Origin of the sequence: Novipirellula caenicola (assembly GCF_039545035.1) — a bacterium.
GTDB classification, from domain to species: domain Bacteria; phylum Planctomycetota; class Planctomycetia; order Pirellulales; family Pirellulaceae; genus Novipirellula; species Novipirellula caenicola.
Genome location: NZ_BAABRO010000010.1, coordinates 275,282 through 293,493 on the forward strand (window position 1 = coordinate 275,282; position 18,212 = coordinate 293,493).

At 55.7% G+C, this 18,212-nt stretch carries 12 protein-coding genes; 6 read left to right on the forward strand and 6 right to left on the reverse strand.

Features of this window, described 5'->3' with window-relative positions:
• Positions 1–6 precede the first annotated feature (6 nt).
• The 5 genes from ABEA92_RS19230 to ABEA92_RS19250 all read left to right on the forward strand — a co-directional run bounded on the left by ABEA92_RS19230 (position 7) and on the right by ABEA92_RS19250 (position 8,454).
• The gene (locus ABEA92_RS19230; RefSeq protein ID WP_345685477.1) at positions 7–2,259 is read left to right on the forward strand and encodes a bifunctional 2-methylcitrate dehydratase/aconitate hydratase; all 2,253 of its coding nucleotides are present in this window, start codon (positions 7–9) and stop codon (positions 2,257–2,259) included.
• 210 nt (positions 2,260–2,469) lie between these two features.
• Positions 2,470–4,053 (forward strand): acyl-CoA carboxylase subunit beta, encoded by a 1,584-nt coding sequence (locus tag ABEA92_RS19235; protein ID WP_345685478.1) that lies wholly within the window; start codon positions 2,470–2,472, stop codon positions 4,051–4,053.
• Positions 4,054–4,112: 59 nt separating this feature from the next.
• Complete coding sequence (locus ABEA92_RS19240) at positions 4,113–5,927, forward strand: acyclic terpene utilization AtuA family protein (RefSeq protein ID WP_345685479.1); 1,815 nt, start codon at positions 4,113–4,115, stop codon at positions 5,925–5,927.
• Positions 5,928–5,932: 5 nt separating this feature from the next.
• Positions 5,933–6,697: an enoyl-CoA hydratase/isomerase family protein gene (locus ABEA92_RS19245; protein ID WP_345685480.1), complete on the forward strand. Its 765-nt coding sequence runs from the start codon at positions 5,933–5,935 to the stop codon at positions 6,695–6,697.
• Positions 6,688–8,454 (forward strand): acyl-CoA dehydrogenase family protein, encoded by a 1,767-nt coding sequence (locus ABEA92_RS19250; RefSeq protein WP_345685481.1) that lies wholly within the window; start codon positions 6,688–6,690, stop codon positions 8,452–8,454. The genes ABEA92_RS19245 and ABEA92_RS19250 overlap by 10 nt, the downstream gene beginning before the upstream one ends.
• Before the next feature lie 8 nt (positions 8,455–8,462).
• Here the strand turns inward: ABEA92_RS19250 and ABEA92_RS19255 are convergent, their stop codons facing one another.
• The 3 genes from ABEA92_RS19255 to ABEA92_RS19265 form a co-directional block, all read right to left on the reverse strand.
• On the reverse strand, positions 8,463–9,227 hold the full coding sequence (locus tag ABEA92_RS19255; RefSeq protein WP_345685482.1) for an SDR family NAD(P)-dependent oxidoreductase: 765 nt from the start codon (positions 9,225–9,227) through the stop codon (positions 8,463–8,465).
• Positions 9,228–9,386: 159 nt separating this feature from the next.
• Positions 9,387–10,166 carry an SDR family NAD(P)-dependent oxidoreductase gene (locus ABEA92_RS19260; RefSeq protein ID WP_345685483.1) on the reverse strand — a complete coding sequence of 260 codons (780 nt, stop codon included), beginning with the start codon at positions 10,164–10,166 and terminating at the stop codon, positions 9,387–9,389.
• A gap of 139 nt (positions 10,167–10,305) precedes the next feature.
• Positions 10,306–11,025, reverse strand: a complete 720-nt coding sequence (locus ABEA92_RS19265; protein ID WP_345685484.1) for a YebC/PmpR family DNA-binding transcriptional regulator — start codon at positions 11,023–11,025, stop codon at positions 10,306–10,308.
• Positions 11,026–12,454: 1,429 nt separating this feature from the next.
• On the opposite strand from ABEA92_RS19265, the gene ABEA92_RS19270 reads away from it, so the two are divergent.
• Positions 12,455–12,982 (forward strand): hypothetical protein, encoded by a 528-nt coding sequence (locus tag ABEA92_RS19270; protein ID WP_345685485.1) that lies wholly within the window; start codon positions 12,455–12,457, stop codon positions 12,980–12,982.
• A gap of 824 nt (positions 12,983–13,806) precedes the next feature.
• Here ABEA92_RS19270 and ABEA92_RS19275 read toward each other — a convergent pair.
• The 3 genes from ABEA92_RS19275 to ABEA92_RS19285 form a co-directional block, all read right to left on the reverse strand.
• Positions 13,807–14,283: a DUF1569 domain-containing protein gene (locus ABEA92_RS19275; RefSeq protein WP_345685486.1), complete on the reverse strand. Its 477-nt coding sequence runs from the start codon at positions 14,281–14,283 to the stop codon at positions 13,807–13,809.
• 719 nt (positions 14,284–15,002) lie between these two features.
• Positions 15,003–15,275 (reverse strand): hypothetical protein, encoded by a 273-nt coding sequence (locus tag ABEA92_RS19280; RefSeq protein WP_345685487.1) that lies wholly within the window; start codon positions 15,273–15,275, stop codon positions 15,003–15,005.
• Positions 15,276–15,694: 419 nt separating this feature from the next.
• Positions 15,695–18,163, reverse strand: coding sequence for a DUF6851 domain-containing protein (locus tag ABEA92_RS19285; RefSeq protein WP_345685488.1), 2,469 nt, complete (start codon positions 18,161–18,163; stop codon positions 15,695–15,697).
• Between the last annotated feature and the right edge of the window lie 49 nt (positions 18,164–18,212).

Sequence of the window (18,212 nt, forward strand, 5' to 3'; positions counted from 1 at the left end):
ACCACCATGTCGCATCTCTCGCTACGCAACGACATTGCCACCTTGGTCGAACGTCTCCGTGGGGGCGACCGATGGTCATTGGCGAGATTGTTGACGCTAGCGGCTTCGCCTGAGCTGCATTCACATTTGATGGATCACCTCGAAAACAGTACCGCGTCGACCGACCAAATCAGTCCTACACCGGTCATCGCGGTTACCGGAAGTGCGGGCGTTGGCAAAAGCAGCTTGTTGTGCCGGTTGTCAGCTGCGTTTGCAGAACATGGCTACTATGTCGGCGTGCTTGCCTGTGATCCTGAGAGCCCGCTTAGCGGAGGTGCCGTGCTTGGAGATCGCTGCCGTATTGCAGCCGGAGCGACTTCACCCACGATGTCCCATCGCGTGTTCATTCGGAGCGTCTCCACCGAATCGGGCACGCAAGGTGTCGCAGGCAATCTTTCCGTGATGCTGCGGATCATGCAAGCGTTTGGCTTTGACCGTATCTTTGTCGAGACCGTGGGCAGCGGGCAAGGCGACGTGGCGATCCGAGAATTGGCCGATGGTGTCGTCTTGGTGGTCCAGCCACAAACCGGTGACGCCCTGCAATGGGAAAAGGCAGGCGTGCTGGAGATCGCCGATGTGATCGTGGTCAACAAAGGTGACCTGGCGGGCGCAGACCAAACCGTTGCCGACATCCATGCACAACGGCCGACCAAGATGGGTCGCGACGTCCCTGTGATAAAGATTTCTACGAACTGCGGAACCGGCATCGACGATCTTTGCAACGCAATCATCCCGCTTACCATCGTCGTTCGTTCTGATCGTGGAGCGATCAACGATAAAAAATCCAGTCACATTCCTAGGTCATCGATGTCATCTTCGAAACACCAAACTGATTCGTTACTCGAACAGATTGCCGATTATGTCTGCGGACCTGCAAACTTTGCTGACGAGGCTTGGTCGACCGCGCGGTTATGTTTGCAAGACAGTCTCGGATGCGGATTGTTGGCGCTGAATTATCCTCAGTGCACAAAGTTGCTTGGTCCGGTTGTTCCCGGCGCCACGCTCGCCGGCGGAGCTCGAGTGCCCGGCACTTCCTACGAACTGGATCCCGTCACCGCCGCATTTAATGTGGGCTGCATCATTCGCTGGCTCGATTACAACGATACATGGTTGGCGGCCGAGTGGGGACATCCGTCGGATAATTTCGGCGGGATCCTGGCCGTCGCCGACTACCGCAGCCGCCACGGCCACGCCATCATGGTACGCGATGTCCTTGCGGCGGCAATCAAAGCGTACGAGATCCAAGGCGTGATCGCCCTTGAAAATGCGTTCAACCGAGTTGGACTTGATCACGTGCTGCTGGTGCGAGTGGCCACGACGGCCGTCGTCACTGAAATGTTGGGCGGTTCCCGTGAACAAATCGTCAACGCCGTCAGCAACGCTTGGATCGACGGCGGGGCACTTCGGACCTATCGACACGCACCGAATACCGGTTCACGCAAAAGTTGGGCGGCAGGCGATGCAACCCGTCGCGGCGTGCAACTTGCTGTATGGGCGATGACGGGCGAAATGGGTTACGCCACTGCATTGACCGCAGCACACTGGGGGTTCCAAGACGTGTTGTTCGACGGGCGGACGATCCAGCTTACCAGGCAACTGCAAGACTACGTGATGCAGAACATCTTGTTCAAAGTCGCTTTTCCCGCCGAGTTTCATGCCCAAACCGCCGCAGAAGCCGCAATCACCCTGCACCGCCAAATCGGAGATCGCTGGGACCAGATCGATCGCATTCGTATCGAAACCCAAGAACCAGCGATGCGGATCATCAACAAAGCGGGCCCACTCACCAACCCCGCCGATCGCGATCATTGTCTGCAGTACATCACCGCGGTGGCGTTGTTGCACGGTCGCCTGGATTCCGATCACTATGAACAAGCAACCGCGGACGATTCTCGAATCGACCCGCTACGCCAACGCATGCAAGTGATCGAGCACCCTCAATATACCGCCGATTACCTTGATCCGGAAAAACGATCGATCGCAAATTCCGTCCAAGTCTTTTTCCGTGACGGCACTCACACGGAGCGAATCGAAGTTGAATTTCCACTCGGTCACCGCCGACGCCGACTAGAAGCGAGACCGCGACTGCAAGAAAAATTCCGTCTCAACGCAGCGACCCGGTTCCCTCGGGATCGCGTGGACTTGTTGGCATCACAGTTTGAAAGTAACTCGATCGACGAGCTACCGGTGAGTGAATATCTGGATAAGTTTGTTGAATGAGCAATTGAAACATACAATACAACGTGTGCGATACGCATCCAGCGTGCGATCGAAGCGGCGCAGCGGGACCGATCGGATGTCGCGTTGTGGGTGACGAAACACTCTGATGCGTCATGGGGATAATGGACACGCATCAATCGTTGCCGTGCACTTCGTGACGCTCGGGAACATGATTCGTTGTGGTAGCAATGTCTTAGCCAGGAGAAATCGGTGCCAACGTTGCGGGAGCTTACCGACGCTTTGATTCGCCAGGAGCAGACGCTTCGGCAGGGCGGCGGTGAAGAAGGGCAACAGCGGCAATTGCGACACGGACGCTTGCCCGTGCGGAGCCGTTTAGAGTTACTATTGGACAAGGATTGTCCGTTTTTCGAACTCGGTTTATGGGCCGCCCATGGAATGTACGAAGAATGGGGCGGCGTGCCGGCGGCCGGACTTGTCACCGGAATAGGTTACGTCGCTGGCCGAGCCTGCTTGATTGCCGCTAATGACGCCACCGTCAAAGCGGGCGCGATGTTCCCGCAGTCGGTCAAGAAGTTATTGCGAGCTCAGAAGATTGCCGCCCAGTTTCGTTTGCCGTTAATCTACTTGGTCGATTCCGCAGGGGTGTTTTTGCCGCTGCAAGACGAGGTGTTTCCCGACGAAGACGATTTTGGTCGGATCTTCCGAAACAATGCCGTACTGTCTGCCGCCGGGATTCCTCAGTACGCCGCCGTGATGGGCAACTGCGTCGCCGGCGGTGCCTATTTGCCGGTGCTTTGTGACAAGATGTTGATGACCGATGGCAGTCAACTCTGTTTGGCAGGGCCTGCACTCGTCAAGGCCGCAATCGGACAAACCGTGGACCCCGAGGATCTCGGGGGCGCATCAATGCATTCAGCGATCAGCGGCACGGTGGACTTTCACGAACCCGACGATCCCGCTTGCTTGAAGCGTTTGCGGTCATTAGTCGAACTGTTGCCGGAAACCACCAAGCGCGTTGTCGAGACGGAGGTCGAATCCGATTCGCGTTTTTATGACATTGTTTCCGGCGAGGGACGAGAAGAGTATGACGTTCGCGACCTATTGCGACTGATCGTGGACAACGACACATTGCAAGAATACAAATCCGAATTTGGACAAACGCTGGTGACCGCATTCGCCAAGATTGGATCGCATGCAATCGGCATTGTGGCAAACCAAAAACGCCGCTGTCGAACCGCGAGCGGCGAAATCCAAGTTGGCGGAGTGATCTATCCCGACGCCGCAGACAAGGCCGCTCGTTTTGTGATGGACTGCAACCAGACCAAGCTGCCGCTGCTGTTCATTCAAGACGTCCAAGGATTCATGGTCGGGATGCAGGCAGAGCAATCGGGGATCATTCGCGCGGGGGCTAAATTAGTCAATGTTGTCAGCAATTCGGTCGTGCCAAAATTGACGGTCATTGTTGGCGGATCCTATGGCGCAGGACACTATGCGATGTGCGGCAAAGCCTACGATCCCGCATTGATCTTAGCCTGGCCGTCGGCCAAGTACGCGGTCATGGGCGGCAACCAAGCGGCCGAAACGCTACTGGCACTGCAACTGCGTGAATCACAGCGGGCGGGACGAACACTGCAGCCAAACGAAGTCTCTGAGTTACGGCAATCGATCCAGACACGATACCAAGAACAAACCGACATCCGCTTTGGCGCCGCTCGCGGATGGGTCGATGCGATCATCGTCCCTTGCGAAACCAAATTGTGGTTGCATACCGCTTTGGAATTGCTGCCTGATACTGAGAATCGTGATTTTCGAACAGGAGTCCTGCAGGTTTAGAAATAGCGGCTCTGTGCACCACACAGACAAAGTCATTCCCCAACAATGGATCTCTACTCATGGTTCGCTCGGTACGCATTGGCAACGCACAAGCCTTCTGGGGCGACCGTAGCACTGCGGCATCCGAAATGCTGGCCCTGGAACCCGAGCTCGGTTTTCTGACGCTTGATTATCTCGCCGAAGTTTCGATGTCGATTCTCGCGTCGCAGCGACAACGAGATCCCCAATCCGGTTACGCAGCCGATTTTGTCGATGTCATCCGTTCCCTGGTTCCCTACTGGGCTGCCGGCGGGACCTGTCGCGTGATCGCCAACGCCGGGGGACTCAATCCGATGGCATGTGCTCACGCATGCCGCGACGTCATCGAGTCGACCGGTTGCCCAGCGCTACGTATCGGTGTCGTCACTGGCGATGATGTCTTAATCCCACTTCGCAGCGCCACCGAATCGCAAGTAAACAAACCGTTTGCCAATTTGGATACTGGCGTCGCGATTGACAGCATCCGCGATCGCCTTGTCACCGCCAATGCCTATCTAGGTGCTGCCCCGATTGCCGAAGCACTGGACACACAGGCCAACATCGTCATCACCGGCCGCGTTGCCGATCCGTCAATGGTCGTTGCCGCATGCATGCATCATTTTGAATGGACCGACAACGACCTCGACCGCCTAGCGGGCGCGACTGTCGCAGGCCATTTGATTGAATGCGGCACGCAAGTCACCGGGGGAATCTGCACCGATTGGCTTGAGGTTCCCAACCCGTCGCGTCTCGGTTTTCCGATCGTCGAAGTGGCCGACGATGGCACCTGCATCGTGACAAAGCCGACCGACACCGGCGGCCACGTGACTGTGCACACCGTCAAAGAGCAACTCGTCTATGAAATCGGTGATCCGGATCACTATCTCAGTCCCGACGTCACGGTCTCATTCACGGAGTTGCAGGTGGACGAAGCATCCACCGATCGCGTGCGTGTATGGGGAGCGATCGGTAGGCCTCGTCCTGCACAGTACAAAGTCAGCGCAACGTATCGAGACGGCTTTCGATCGGCGGGAATGCTGACCATCGTGGGGCGTAATGCAAAACAGAAAGCGATGCGAGCTGGTGAAATGGTGCTCGATCGACTGCGAGAGTCAGGCGTCGATGTGCGAAATCATTTGATCGAATGCCTCGGCAGTGGTGCTTGTGCCACCGGGTTTAACACGGCTAATTTCGTTTCCACCGCGAAAACCTTTGACGAGGTCGTACTGAGGATCGCAGTGGAAGTCGACGAGCAGCAAGACGCCCAGCGATTCACCAGAGAAGTGATGCCGTTGATCACTGCGGGGCCCCAAGGCACAACCGGCTACGCGGAAGGACGCCCGAGAGTTCATCCAGTGATCCGTTATTGGCCTTGCTTGATACCACGCGACGAGGTGCAGGCAAGCGTGGAAATCATCGAGACCGAGGCCGCAAGGAAGCTCACCAACGCTATTTGGCCGCGGCCAACGGCTTACCCGTCTTCGTCAGATCCTTCGATCCAAAATCATTTGCACGATTCGGAACCGACGTGTTTGTACGATATCGCGATGGCCCGGAGCGGCGACAAGGGAACCGGGGCAAACATCGGCGTGATCGCACGCAAGCCATCCGCGTGGGAGTTTCTGCGTCCTTGGTTAACGGCAGAACGTGTAGCTCACTATTTTTCGATTCAGGATGTTGAATCAGTCGATCGATTTGAACTACCCAAGCTGCAGGCCCTCAACTTTGTGATCCGTGGAATTTTGCAGCAAACGCTGCGGACCGACGCCCAAGGCAAAACGCTCGGACAAATCCTGCTGGAAATGCCACTACCCAAATCCTCACCCGACACCAAGAATTTCACTCCCCGGAAATGAACGCCATGGCAAACGTCATTCTCAGCGAATCCCCTGAACTGGGCATCCAATCTGTCATGCTGAATCGTCCGGAGCGACGTAACGCATTGAGTATCGAGTTGCTCGAATCGCTATGCCAAGAACTGGATCGTCTTGAAACGACACGTGATTGTCGCGTCGTTATCCTCGGCGGTGCCGGGCCCGTCTTCTCATCGGGACTTGATCTACGCGAAGCCGCGGAGACATCGTTGGTGCAGCGTTCAGCGAGTATCGTGAAACAAACGTTGGATCGACTGAGATCAACGCCGCTTGTCATCGTCGCGGAAGTCCAGGGCGGCGCGTTCGCCGGAGGTGCTGGCGTGATGGCGGCTTGTGATATCGTGATCGCCGCAGAGGATGCCAAAATCGGCTTCCCCGAGGCTCGACGTGGATTGTTGCCCGCACTGGTGATGAACGTGTTGAGACACAAAGTCCGCGAAGGAGACCTGCGTGAGCTGCTGCTCGTCGGAGAACCGATTACCGCATCTCGCGCACAACAAATTGGTTTGGTCCAGCGCATCGTGCGGGCAACCCAACTGCGGGGAACGGCGTTTATGGTAGCACGCTCGATCCTTGCGGGTGGCCCCGACACGATCCGCAAAACCAAGTCGCTACTGAGTTCGGCATTCGCCGACAACGTCTCTGGCGACGCAACCGAATTGATCGATCTGCATCTGGCCGCTCGGCACAGCGACGAGGCTCGCGAAGGCTTGGCGGCATTCAACGAAAAGCGAGATCCAAAATGGCCATAGATCACAATGTTCAAAATACGCAGCGACTTGCACAACGTGAACAACAAATGCGGAAGGCCGAGGAGTTACTCGGATCATTGCCACAAGCATTGGGAATCGCCAAAGGGTTGTTCCACGGTCGTTTCATTCACAATTGGGTATTTGCCTATCCAGCGCTGACGATGCAGCAGCGTGCGGACGTGACCGAAGCGGAGTTAAAGCTAATTCAATTCTGTGATGCCAATCTTGACCCTCAACAGATCGATCGCGCCGCCGACATTCCTCGGCATGTCATCGACGGACTTGCCGAACTCGGACTACTGGGGATGACCGCCCCCGCTTCATTCGGAGGCCGTGGTTTTTCGCAAAAGCAATATTGCCGTTTGCTCGAAGTGATTGGTTCGCGATGTAGTTCGACTTCGATTTTTGTCAACGCACACCACTCCATCGGCATGCGCGGACTTTTGTTATTCGGCAGCGACCAACAAAAACGAAAGTGGTTGCCCGATCTTGTGAATGGCAAAAAATTAGCCGCGTTCGCGTTGACGGAACCCGAGGCGGGATCCGATGCGTCCAATGTGCAAACCACCGCCACGCCAACACCCGACGGTTCCCATTTCGTGCTCAATGGGCAGAAGCGTTACATCACCAATGGCGCCATCGCGGATGTGTTGACCGTGATGGCAAGGACGCCAGTCGAAGGGAGCGACGAAACAGCAATCACTGCCTTTTTGGTCACACCCGACATGCCTGGGTTTCATGTTACCGAGCCTCGGATGGAAAAGCTTGGAATCCGCGGAACGGCAACCGCGAAATTGGCTTTCGAGAACCTGCATGTGCCCCGTGACAATATTCTTGGCCCGCTCGGTAAAGGTCTGAAGGTGGCGCTGACGGTGCTTGATTTTGGACGCACCACCTTCGGCGCTTGTTGTACCGGGGCCGCAAAAACCTGTTTACGACTTGCCAACGATCATGCACGTCAACGCCATCAATTTGGCCGATCTCTCGCCGAGTTCGAATTGGTCCAAAAAAAGCTCGCTCGCATGGCGGCGTGGACGTATGCGATGGAGGCGACCACGACCGTCACCGCAGGGCTGATCGACCGTGGACTCGAAGACTACATGTTAGAAACCGCGATGTTAAAGGTATGGAGCACCGAGCGGCTGTGGACGATCGTCAACGACGCCTTCCAAATCTACGGTGGCGCCGCCTATTTTACCGATCAACCACTCGAACGCATGCTCCGCGATCATCGCATCAACCAAATCGGCGAAGGCGCCAACGAGGTGCTGATGTCGTTCATCGCGTTGACAGGGATGCGGGGGCCTGGGATGAAGATGAAAGAGGTCAACGACGCAATCAAACATCCCATTGGTGGATTCGCCACCGTCGGGCACTTTGGAATCGACGCGGTGCGTTTGCGATTGCGAGCTCCTGCCGTCCCGGTGCGTTCACCGGCACTGCGGCCTGCCGCCCGGCGGCTGGGCAAACAGATCAAGCGGTTGGGGACGACCGTCCAGTGGACTCTGGTGCACCACCGCGAAGAGATTCTCGATCGTCAACTGTTGTTGGAGCGGATCGCCTGGATCGCGATGGAGCTGTATGCAACCGCCAGTTCTCTGAGTCGTCTCGATAGTGAACTTGTCAATGGAGACCGCAGCCACACGGCCACGGCAAACTATTTTATCGCGGATTCGCTGCGACGTGTCGATCGTTGTTTCCGAAATCTGCGTGACAATGATGACGAACGTCTACTGGCGGCCGCACGCGAACGATGACGCAGGCGTTACTTGGCAGCCAGACGAACGCCGCCGTCCAATCGCAACGTGGATCCGTTCAGCATCGAGTTTTCCAGCACATGCGAAACCAACATCGCGAACTGATGCGGCTGCCCTAGTCGCTTCGGAAAGACACATTGATCGATTAACGATTGGCGAACCTTTTCCGGAGCCGCCTGCATCATCGGAGTCTCAAACACTCCTGGGGCAATCGAAACAATCCGTATGCCATGTTGCGCCAATTCGCGTGCTAACGGCAGCGTCAGCGAGGCCACCGCTCCTTTCGATGCCGCATAGGCAGCTTGCCCTATTTGGCCTTCGAACGCGGTGACCGATGACGTCGTCACCATCACGCCACGCTCACCATCGGAATCCGGTTCACACGCTGCAATCGCGGCTCCGCACAACCGCAGCGTATTAAACGTGCCAATCAAGTTGACATCGATCACTCGCCGAAATGCGTCCAGCGATGCGACGCCTTCACGTGGCAACAAACGTTCGGCGTGCAATACGCCTGCACACGTCACCGCGGCACGCAGCGGGCCGAACTGCTGCTGGCCAGCATCGATCGCCGTTTGCAGCTCGTTCTCACTACACACATCGGTCTGCGAAAAGACGATTTGCCCCGCAAATTCGCGAAGCACCGCATCCTGGGGTGGTTGCATGTCGGCAATGATAATCCGTGCGTGTTGCCGAGCTAGATTGGCGACGCAGGCAGCCCCCAATCCGGAACTGCCGCCGGTCACCAACACACAAGCATTCTGGATCTGCATGATGCCGCATCCTCGCAATTAAGGAACGTTTCGCGACGATCGCAATCGCTAATTGACCTTGCAATCCATCGGAATCCCTAGATCCATTCTAGCGGAACCGAGGTTCAACTGCTGCAGCCAAAATTGCGGGGCAAAACCGCTGACGTTTAGACATGAGGATTAGTTGGTACTCAATCCGCCATCGACCAGACAAACCGATCCGGTCATCCATTTTGCATCACTGGACGCCAAATGAACCGCCAGTTTGGCTACGTCTTCGGGTTCTCCCAGCCGGCCTAGCGCGAACGATTGACGGACAAACTCGTCGTACTCGGCTTTGCGTTGCTCTGAGAACGACGCAATCATCTTTTGGGTCAGCGGCGTATTGATCGTGCCCGGAGCGATCGCATTGACACGCACGCCGACGGGGCCGAGCTCCAATGCAAGTGCTTTCGTCAGCGAATTCAGTCCTCCTTTGGTCATCGCATAGACCGACGCGGGCCGGCCCGGGATCAAGCGATGCGCGGATGTTGAAGAGATGTTGATCACGTTGCCTTGGGCTTTAACCAGCAACGGCAACAGCGTCTGCGTCAATAGAAACGGCGTCAACAGGTTCAGCTGCACCTGAGCCTGGATTTCATCCTGGCTAACCTCGGCAAAATCGGTAAACCGAGCTATCCCCGCATTATTGACCAACACGTCCACGGTGTCCCAAGACTGCGTGATCTCAGCGTAAACCTGCTGAATCGCGGAGGGGTCGGTAAGATCCGCGGCGGTAAAGTGGACGGTGGCACCGCTCGCACGCAGTTCATCGGCTGCGGACGCCAATTTTTCGCCGTCCCTTGCAATCAGCCACAACTCGGCCGCCTCCCTTGCAAACGCGGTGGCAATGGCCAATCCGATGCCATCACTGCCGCCTGTAATCACTGCCTTGAACTTTTGGAGACGCCCGTTCGCCATGGTGAGAGCCCTTTTTCGTTGTCTGTGAACCTGTAGATAGGATGACGTGAATACAATGCCCCGTCTACAGACACATCACGATGCAACAGGTTCGCCAGCGATTAGGTCAAAGGCAATCGGGCGATAGCGGAATCAACATTCAGCTTGGCAGCGTTGCGTTGTGATAGATTTCTTGGACGTCGTCGCAGTCGTTCAGCATCGCCATGAACTTGTCGAACATCGGCATGTCGTCGGGAAGCAGTTCGGTGCGAGTATGCGGGACGAACGTGATTTCTTCGACATCGAACTCGGTTTCCGGCAGCGTGTCCAGGATCGCCTGTTTGGCTTTGTAGAATTCGGTGGTCGGAGCGAACACGGTAACTTGTCCGTTTTCGCATTCGACATCCGTCACGTCGACGTCCGCCATCAGCAACGTTTCGAGGACTTGATCCGCACTGTCACCTTTGAAGGACAGGATGGCGAGGTGTTCGAACGCATGGGCGACCGATCCCGGGGCCCCCATTTTAGAACTAGTCTTGGTAAAGCAGTTGCGGACATCGGTGATCGTGCGATTGTTGTTGTCGGTCAAGCAATCGATGATGACCGAGCATCCACCGGGGCCGAACCCTTCGTAACGAGCCGCGACATAGTCCTCGCCCCCCACGCCGCTGGCCTTATCGAGTGCCTTTTCGATCACGTGTGCTGGGACCTGATCCTTTTTGGCTTTTTCGATCAGGCTACGGAGCGAGGAGTTCGCGGCCGGCCCGCCGCCATTTTTTGCCATCACATAGATCTGTTTCCCGTATTTGGAATAGACCTTTGTCTTTTGTGCCGCGGTCTTGGCCATTGAAACCTTGCGAACTTCAAAGCTTCTACCCATAGCGTGTTTCTCGTGGATAATGAAGGGAATAATGCAGAATTGGAGGGTGCGTTGTAGCTGTCGTCGACCAACGGTGCCCAGAGGAAATTGGAGCGAGTGGGCAAGGCGTCTCAAATACAGGCGAGTCATTTTCCCAGAAAACCCGGCGTTCAACCAGCGGTCAACGCCGCACCGCGATGGACGTTCACCCGCCCGGCAACCGTCGCCCCCAGAACAAGGAAGAATCCCCGACTGCCCCATGCGGCTACCCATCTTCCTGCCCGCTCATTTTCCTGCCCAATTCAATTACCGACGTCGCCACCAGTGATTCCACACCGCCACTCGCGTGCCCCTTGATCTCGGCCAAGTCCAATCAACGCCGATGTATCGGCGGGCAGGAACATGGGTGGGGCAGGAAAATAAGGAAGACTAGAAAGACCCGCGGCATCCCATCTTCCTGCCCCCCACATTTTCCTGCCCAAATCAATAACCGACGTCCCCCCCAGCGCCCCCACACCGCCGCTCGCGTGCACACAATCCGGCCGATTCCAAACAACGCCGATTCATCGGCGGGCAGGAACATGGGTAGGGCAGGAAAATAACGCAGGTTGGACAGGCCCACGGCATCCCATCTTCCTGCCCCCCACAATTTCCTGCCCAACTCAATTACCGACGTCGCCACAAGCGATCCCGCACCGCCGGTCGTGTGCACTCGATCCAGCCAAGTCCAAACAACGCCGATGTATCGGCGGGCAGAAACATGGGTAGGGCAGAAAAATAAAGAAGACTGGACGGTCCTGCGGCATCCCAACTTTCTGCCCCCCACATTTTCCTGCCCAACTCAATTACCGACGTCGCCACCAGTGATCCCACACCGTCGCTCGCGTGCACACAATCCGGCCGATTCCAAACAACGCCGATGCATCGGCGGGCAGGAAAATGGGTAGGGCAGAAAAATAACGCAGACTGGACAGACCTGCGGCATCCGATCTTCCTGCCCCTCACATTTTCCTGCCCAATTCAATTACCGACGTCGCCACCAGTGATCCCACACCGTCGCTCGCGTGCACCCGATCCAGCCACGTCCAAACAACGCAGACGTATCGGCCGGCAGGAACATGGGCAGAGAAGGAAAATAAGGCAGGTTGGGCAGGCCCACGGCATCCCATCTTCCTGCCCTGCTCATTTTCCTGCCCAAATTAGTACCGACATCGCCCCAAGCAACCCCGCACCGCTGCTCACTTGCAACTGATCCCGCCATGGCCAGAGGTTACTGAGCTTCCGGCAGGCTATCCACGTATTGATAGCGAGACTCTGCTCCAGCGGTTGCGGATAAACCGGCGACGGGATGCTGGTTTTCACTTGCCGGAAGATTCCGATGTTGCTATTAACCGCCGAAAAGCCCCATCCTCCTTGATCCCCACTCAACACGGACCTGAGCAAACACCTTATGGGAAAACCCCAAGCCAAAAACGACGCCGCCACCGAAACGATCACTCAGGAAACTGACACAGCGACGGCGGAAAAATCTCAAGACGACGCAGTCACAACGGAGACGCGCGGCAGCGAACCCGCAGCGAAAGAGACGCCGGCCAAACCAGCCAAGGACGCTGCAGCAAAAGAAGCGTCTGCAAAAGACACCCCTGCAAAAGAGACTCCCGCCAAGGAACCGTCTGCAAAGGAGACGGGCAGCAAAGAAAAATCCGCCAAACCACCGGCAGCCAAGCCTGCAAAGGCGACGCCCGTCACCAAGAAAGAGCCCAACGTGCGTCCGAAAAAGTCCGCAACATCGGGGAAGAACGGCTCGCTGCTGCCGTCGGAGCATCAACTCGAACACCTGAAAGCTGCGGTGTTGGCCGCTGGCAGCAGCGAAAATCTGCTCGAAATCCTCCAGCATGTCGAAGAAGCTGGCGGAAAGGTCGCTGTCGAAGAAAGTATCGAAGCCTACCGAGTCCTCAAAACCGTGCTCGACGAGTAATCCTCATAGGGCTTCAAGCGGCCTTTTTCATCCCCCCCAACGCGGCATAGCGTTGCCACGGCCGCACTGATCGGAAATAGCTTCGTCATTCGAGTTTTGTTGAAAATCGCGCGGGTGAAGTGTTTTCTCTGTAGTGGACGAGGCTACGAATCCCGGTGTGCCACTCAGTCGCTGGGACTTGTAGCCTCGTCCACTACCGCCAACGCCGGGGCTCGTCGCCTTGCCCATCACCTCCGAAGCTGACGGTCGAGCGCTCCCCATTCCAGTAGAGCTCTAGTGGAACGGCCTTGACGCACCGGAGGGTTCGTGTCATTCGGGAAACATTTTGAATTGACGAATTTGTTTTCAAACGTTTGCTAACGGGCCCGATTGCGTTACCGCCTTCCGATCTCAATGCTCGTTTCACTAAGTGCCACGAACGAGCAAAGCTCGCGGCGGTCTCGCGTCTCGCATCGGCTTGGATCGCGCCGCTAGTTTTTTGTTATGGATCCGAACACGCCGCAGTCGATCGCGACAATCGCACTGCAAAGGTTAATCCGACGATGGATGTCCCCATTCTAGGTTGGGGTTCGTCGTGTCGCTATCAGTCATCGGCAATAGAAAATGCAAGCGGTTGATATTTGCATTTAGCAACAACTCAAGGTCGCGAATTTGCGCAGCGATGCACGATTCGATGCACGGCATCAATCCGACTGACGCGATAGCAGCGCAGAAAAACCTTCCCAATGGCATCGCTTGCAAAACAACCGCGACGCTATTCCATGGCCCCTCAGACGTACGATACTGAAATGGAAAAGTTCGCTTAACAGCGTCACCGCGTTTGTTTACGAAGAGGGGTGGCCGTCGGGAATCAAGAAGCCGAGGTGGTGGGCTGCGTGCAGCCACATGAATTGCCGCCACTCGTCGGCCGTCAGGTTGTCAACAAACGGGTAATCCTCAAACGAGCCATCATACTTTTGGGCCCGTCCGATCACTTCGATACATTGATCGATGATGCGATCGTCATCTGCGCCCAACGGCGACTTTGGTTTCAAACGCTCAATCGTCGGAGCACTGGACATCCGTCGCGTTCGCAGGATCCGCCTGACAATCCAGTGGACGATCGTTGCCCGTAGAATCCACGGCAATCGAAACCCAAACCCCTCCATGCCCCCGGTCATCGTGTGAGTCAGGTGTTCGCAAATTTGCGTCAAATTCCAATTCTTGGATCGGGTGTATCCGCCGCGTCGCAGTCGCTCGATCTCCGCGACGACCTCATCACCGGTATGAAAGTCCAACTTGCGTTTGGTAGATGATCCCATAACTCACCCTGCGTATTAAATGTAACATCACGATACAGCGGCAATGGATTGGTGATGGTTCTCTGACCGATGCCATGCCACCGTATTGGTCAATAGACGTTCGCAAACCACAGTGACGCAAGAGGAAATGACAGTCGATTCGCGAGCAGTGTCGTTTTGCCGCATCGAAACGATCAAAGCATGCGGAGGTCATGGCATCAGCGTTTCCAAAGGATTGCGTTGAGCCCAACCCACAGCACAACGGCGGATCCCATCGCATCCAACCTGCGTCATCGAAGCAGCGGACAACAAATTGAATACGTTAGGATCCCAAAGAGAGCTGGCGCATCCTGCGGCATCCCCATTTTTTTGCCCCTCATCTTTTTGCCGTTTTCACTCACCAACTTCTCGCTCGGTAACACAGCGCCGCTGCTCCGTCGACTCTTGATTCCGCCGCATCCAACCAATGCCGCCGGAGCGGCAGGCAGGAAAATGAAGGCGGCACGAAAATAGGTAAGCTGGAACGTGCTTCGATATCCGCATTTCCCTATCCAGTGATATTTTTTTGGGGGCAATTCGATTCGCCTACGACGTATCGGTCGCACGCTTGAGAATCACACTAGGACTCAAGTAGAACGCCCACGCATTTTTTCGCCTGGCGGGCAAGTCGAACGAGGTCGGCCGGCAAAATCAGGCAACCAAGAAATCGATTGCCGGCACCAGCCCCAGGCACTCAGACGTCACTCGCGAAGCCTTCGTCGTTTCCACGCCAAGTAATTTGCAATAGCAGGGTGCGTTTTGAGTGTCTCGATCGAGTGGTAGTGTCGCCCGATCACCTTTTCGTCGGGAATCAGGTTGTGGATCGAACGATGACACATCTTGCAAACCGAAATCGTTTGCTGCATCTGTTCTTTCGTAAACCGCCGCTTCCACCACGTTTTGCGATGACAGTGTCGCGGGATCAGATGATGTTCGTTGTACGCATAGTCCACCTCGCATAGCTCGCACATCATCGACGCTCTCGTTAAACGCTCCGCAGTCAATCGAACTCCCTCCAAAGCTGGCCGACCTACGCCCATTCCAGTAAAGCTCTGGCGAAGCGGCCCTAACGTCACCGGAGAGTTTCTGTCATTCGGAAATCCTATTGTAATGACGAACTTATTTCCGAACGGTTCCCAAACCGTAACCGCGATGCAAAAATTCCTTCGATGGAGTTCCCTGGCTGACTCCCTCAATCAACCATTGTACTCACGTTGCTGAATTACGGTCACGCAATGTACTCCATGCCTATGTCGATTCTGATGGCAATGTCTGTGCTCCCCTGCAGCAAATGAAGCTATTTTGCGATCCGTTTGTTCTTCAAGACTTCGTTCCTCAAACAAGACAACGCGAAGTTCGCGACCACCGTTGACGCCTATCGGCTACGCTCGCCTTACTCTTGTCCGCCGTGCAGTAGCGCTTGCACACGATCCCAAACAATGCGACCAACACGATCACCAAGCTGACGCCCCTGAAGATCACCATCAGCAAAATGGATGCCGCCATAGATTCGCGAAACACCAGCTTCATTGGCCGCTTCGCGGAAAGTCTGCCACGATAACGTCGTGGCTTCCCCGGGCACCACTTCGGGTTCGAATCGTGAGCTTCCTGCCGGCAAAGAGATTGTGGCCCCGAACGTTTCGCCTCCGGTAAACAACTCCAAGATCGTCGCTCCCGCGGCGCTGAAGCTGCTATGGCCTGACGTGTATTCAGCAAATGGGGGCGAGGGATCGGATCCCGGCGTTTGATAGGTTAGAAAATCGGTGGCCGGCTGACGCTGCGTTCCCTTTGCCGGGTTCCACGCATCGATCATCCATACTTGTCGATCAACGTCAAAGTCACCAATCAGACCAAGATGCCCCAAACTGCGAATCGCCCTTACAGGCCGAGCGTAGTCGTAAAATCGCTTCGCTTCCCATGTGGCGATTCCTGCATCCATTACCGCATTACCTAACGCAAAAAACATTGCAACATCTTGATCAAGCGTGTGCCGGTCTCGTGCAGAGACGAATTGGCCAAACGTCATCCACGTTCCGGGTGGAAAGGAAGTGTTGCCTCCGTCTTCCCAGAACTCGGCGACAAGTTTTTGCTGATCCGTCAGCTGAGAACTGATCTCGACCAACTCCTCAGCCTGCTGAATGAAGTTAGGATTGATGACCGTTCCTATCAGGGAACGTGAAATTGCCAGCACTTGTCCGTCTTCAAGCGTGATCGTTTTGCTCGACATGTCGACCGTCCCGTTCACCAACAGAAACGGTTCGGGCAGCGGGGGACGCAGTGAATCTAGATCCTCGACTGCGAACGGAGCAACCTCTCCCCAGTGCGGAGTGAGGTACTGCTGAGTACGTAAATGATCCGCTTGGGCTGGCGATACGTCGATCGGGACGAACTCGGGCGTCCAGCGATCTACGATGGATGTGCTGCCAGCTTGATTCGCCGCGACGTAGCCCGAAACATCGGAATAGGGGACACCGACCGCCCCATCGACAGAGCTCCCCAACTGGTTCGATCCGTCTTCGTGTCTCACTGCGAGCAGCTCCGCTGCCATCCGATGCCCAATACCAACGGGGGTTGTCGCATTGTTGGGATCGGCACTGGGATCCAGCCCCAACTGCTGCATCAACAGATCAAATCGCTCTCGCTGCGTTGGAAACAGGTCAACCAAGACCGAATGGGCTGCATAGCTGATGGCGACTCGTTTGTTTTCAAGCGTGTTTTCGTCGTCTGGCCTTTGCAGCTGATCTCCGATGGTTGTCGAAATTGCCCGTGGATCATAGGCGGACCAAGCATCGTAAATGGCTGTATGCAGTATCCCGTACGCTCGCGAAGCCACCGTAGGACCGGGTGACGTCTCGATGACCGCATCTTGAATGGCACGATCCCACTGCACGGAAATCGTCGGAGCAACGGCTTCGACTGTGACCAACTGACTACTCGGATCGACATCGAACGTGAAATAGCGGTCCACTTCGATCGTAGGCAACGGACTTGTCAACTGATTGCCCGCAACATCCTGAAGACTGTCAATAAATTTGATTTTGTATGTGCCGTTGGCAATGGCCTCATCAAATTCAATCGCCAACTGATCCGATGCCAACTCACGCACCGCCTTTACCGCAATCACATGTTCCGAGTCAGCTCGCTGAACCCGGATGTTATCCGCACTCAGTGGAACACCAGAACGGATTGGTTCGTCAAAGCCAATGACCAAACGCGTTCCCTGTTGTTGGTACACAGGGTCGGCCGCGTGAAAAATGGGTTGGGGAGAGGTTCGATCGAGGACGACTTCAAACTCGCAACGAAAACCGGATTCTCGATCGCGAAGTTCGATCGTCTGCACTCCATCGGTAAGCGGTGCCCCCAATGCGGATTCGATCATGGTCGACGTCAGTAAAAAATCTTCACCATCATCGACCATCAGCAACTGACTGATTGCCAGGTCGTTGATTAGCACTTGAAGCTCATTGATCCCCCGAGTTCGCACCTGCAATCCCAACTCCTGTGTCACCAAATCGTACCGTTGCTCGCCGTCACCGCCAGAGTCGTCAATCAGTTTTGCTGCAATCGTAGGAGATTGCCGATCAAGGTGGTTAACGATCCGCAACGCGTCGAGTGGCGTGACATGATTGTCACCGCTAACGTCAGCAAACACGCCGGTGGCTTTGACCGACTCATCCGCTGCGGCGTGCCCGGTTTGCAAAATGCCGATCACGTCGCGGGCATCCTGTGCATCGACCGCAAGATCGATATTTACGTCCAACGGTTGGTAGGGTGATTGCAAGCCAACGGCAAGCAGCATCCGATCCTCTAGACTTTGATAGCGAGGTTGCCGATGTCCGTATCGAATTTGCTTGCGATTCATGATGGTTCGCATTCGAATATCTCATCACCATCCAAAACGCCGAGATCAT

Bases quoted from the DNA above. Each gene is read 5' to 3' on its own strand.
- ABEA92_RS19230 (WP_345685477.1), top strand. From the start codon at position 7: ATGTCGCATCTCTCGCTACGCAACGACATTGCCACCTTGGTCGAACGT.
- ABEA92_RS19240 (WP_345685479.1), top strand. From the start codon at position 4,113: ATGGTTCGCTCGGTACGCATTGGCAACGCACAAGCCTTCTGGGGCGAC.
- ABEA92_RS19245 (WP_345685480.1), top strand. From the start codon at position 5,933: ATGGCAAACGTCATTCTCAGCGAATCCCCTGAACTGGGCATCCAATCT.
- ABEA92_RS19250 (WP_345685481.1), top strand. From the start codon at position 6,688: ATGGCCATAGATCACAATGTTCAAAATACGCAGCGACTTGCACAACGT.
- ABEA92_RS19255 (WP_345685482.1), bottom strand. From the start codon at position 9,227: ATGCAGATCCAGAATGCTTGTGTGTTGGTGACCGGCGGCAGTTCCGGA.
- ABEA92_RS19260 (WP_345685483.1), bottom strand. From the start codon at position 10,166: ATGGCGAACGGGCGTCTCCAAAAGTTCAAGGCAGTGATTACAGGCGGC.
- ABEA92_RS19265 (WP_345685484.1), bottom strand. From the start codon at position 11,025: ATGGGTAGAAGCTTTGAAGTTCGCAAGGTTTCAATGGCCAAGACCGCG.
- ABEA92_RS19270 (WP_345685485.1), top strand. From the start codon at position 12,455: ATGGGAAAACCCCAAGCCAAAAACGACGCCGCCACCGAAACGATCACT.
- ABEA92_RS19275 (WP_345685486.1), bottom strand. From the start codon at position 14,283: ATGGGATCATCTACCAAACGCAAGTTGGACTTTCATACCGGTGATGAG.
- ABEA92_RS19280 (WP_345685487.1), bottom strand. From the start codon at position 15,275: ATGATGTGCGAGCTATGCGAGGTGGACTATGCGTACAACGAACATCAT.
- ABEA92_RS19285 (WP_345685488.1), bottom strand. From the start codon at position 18,163: ATGAATCGCAAGCAAATTCGATACGGACATCGGCAACCTCGCTATCAA.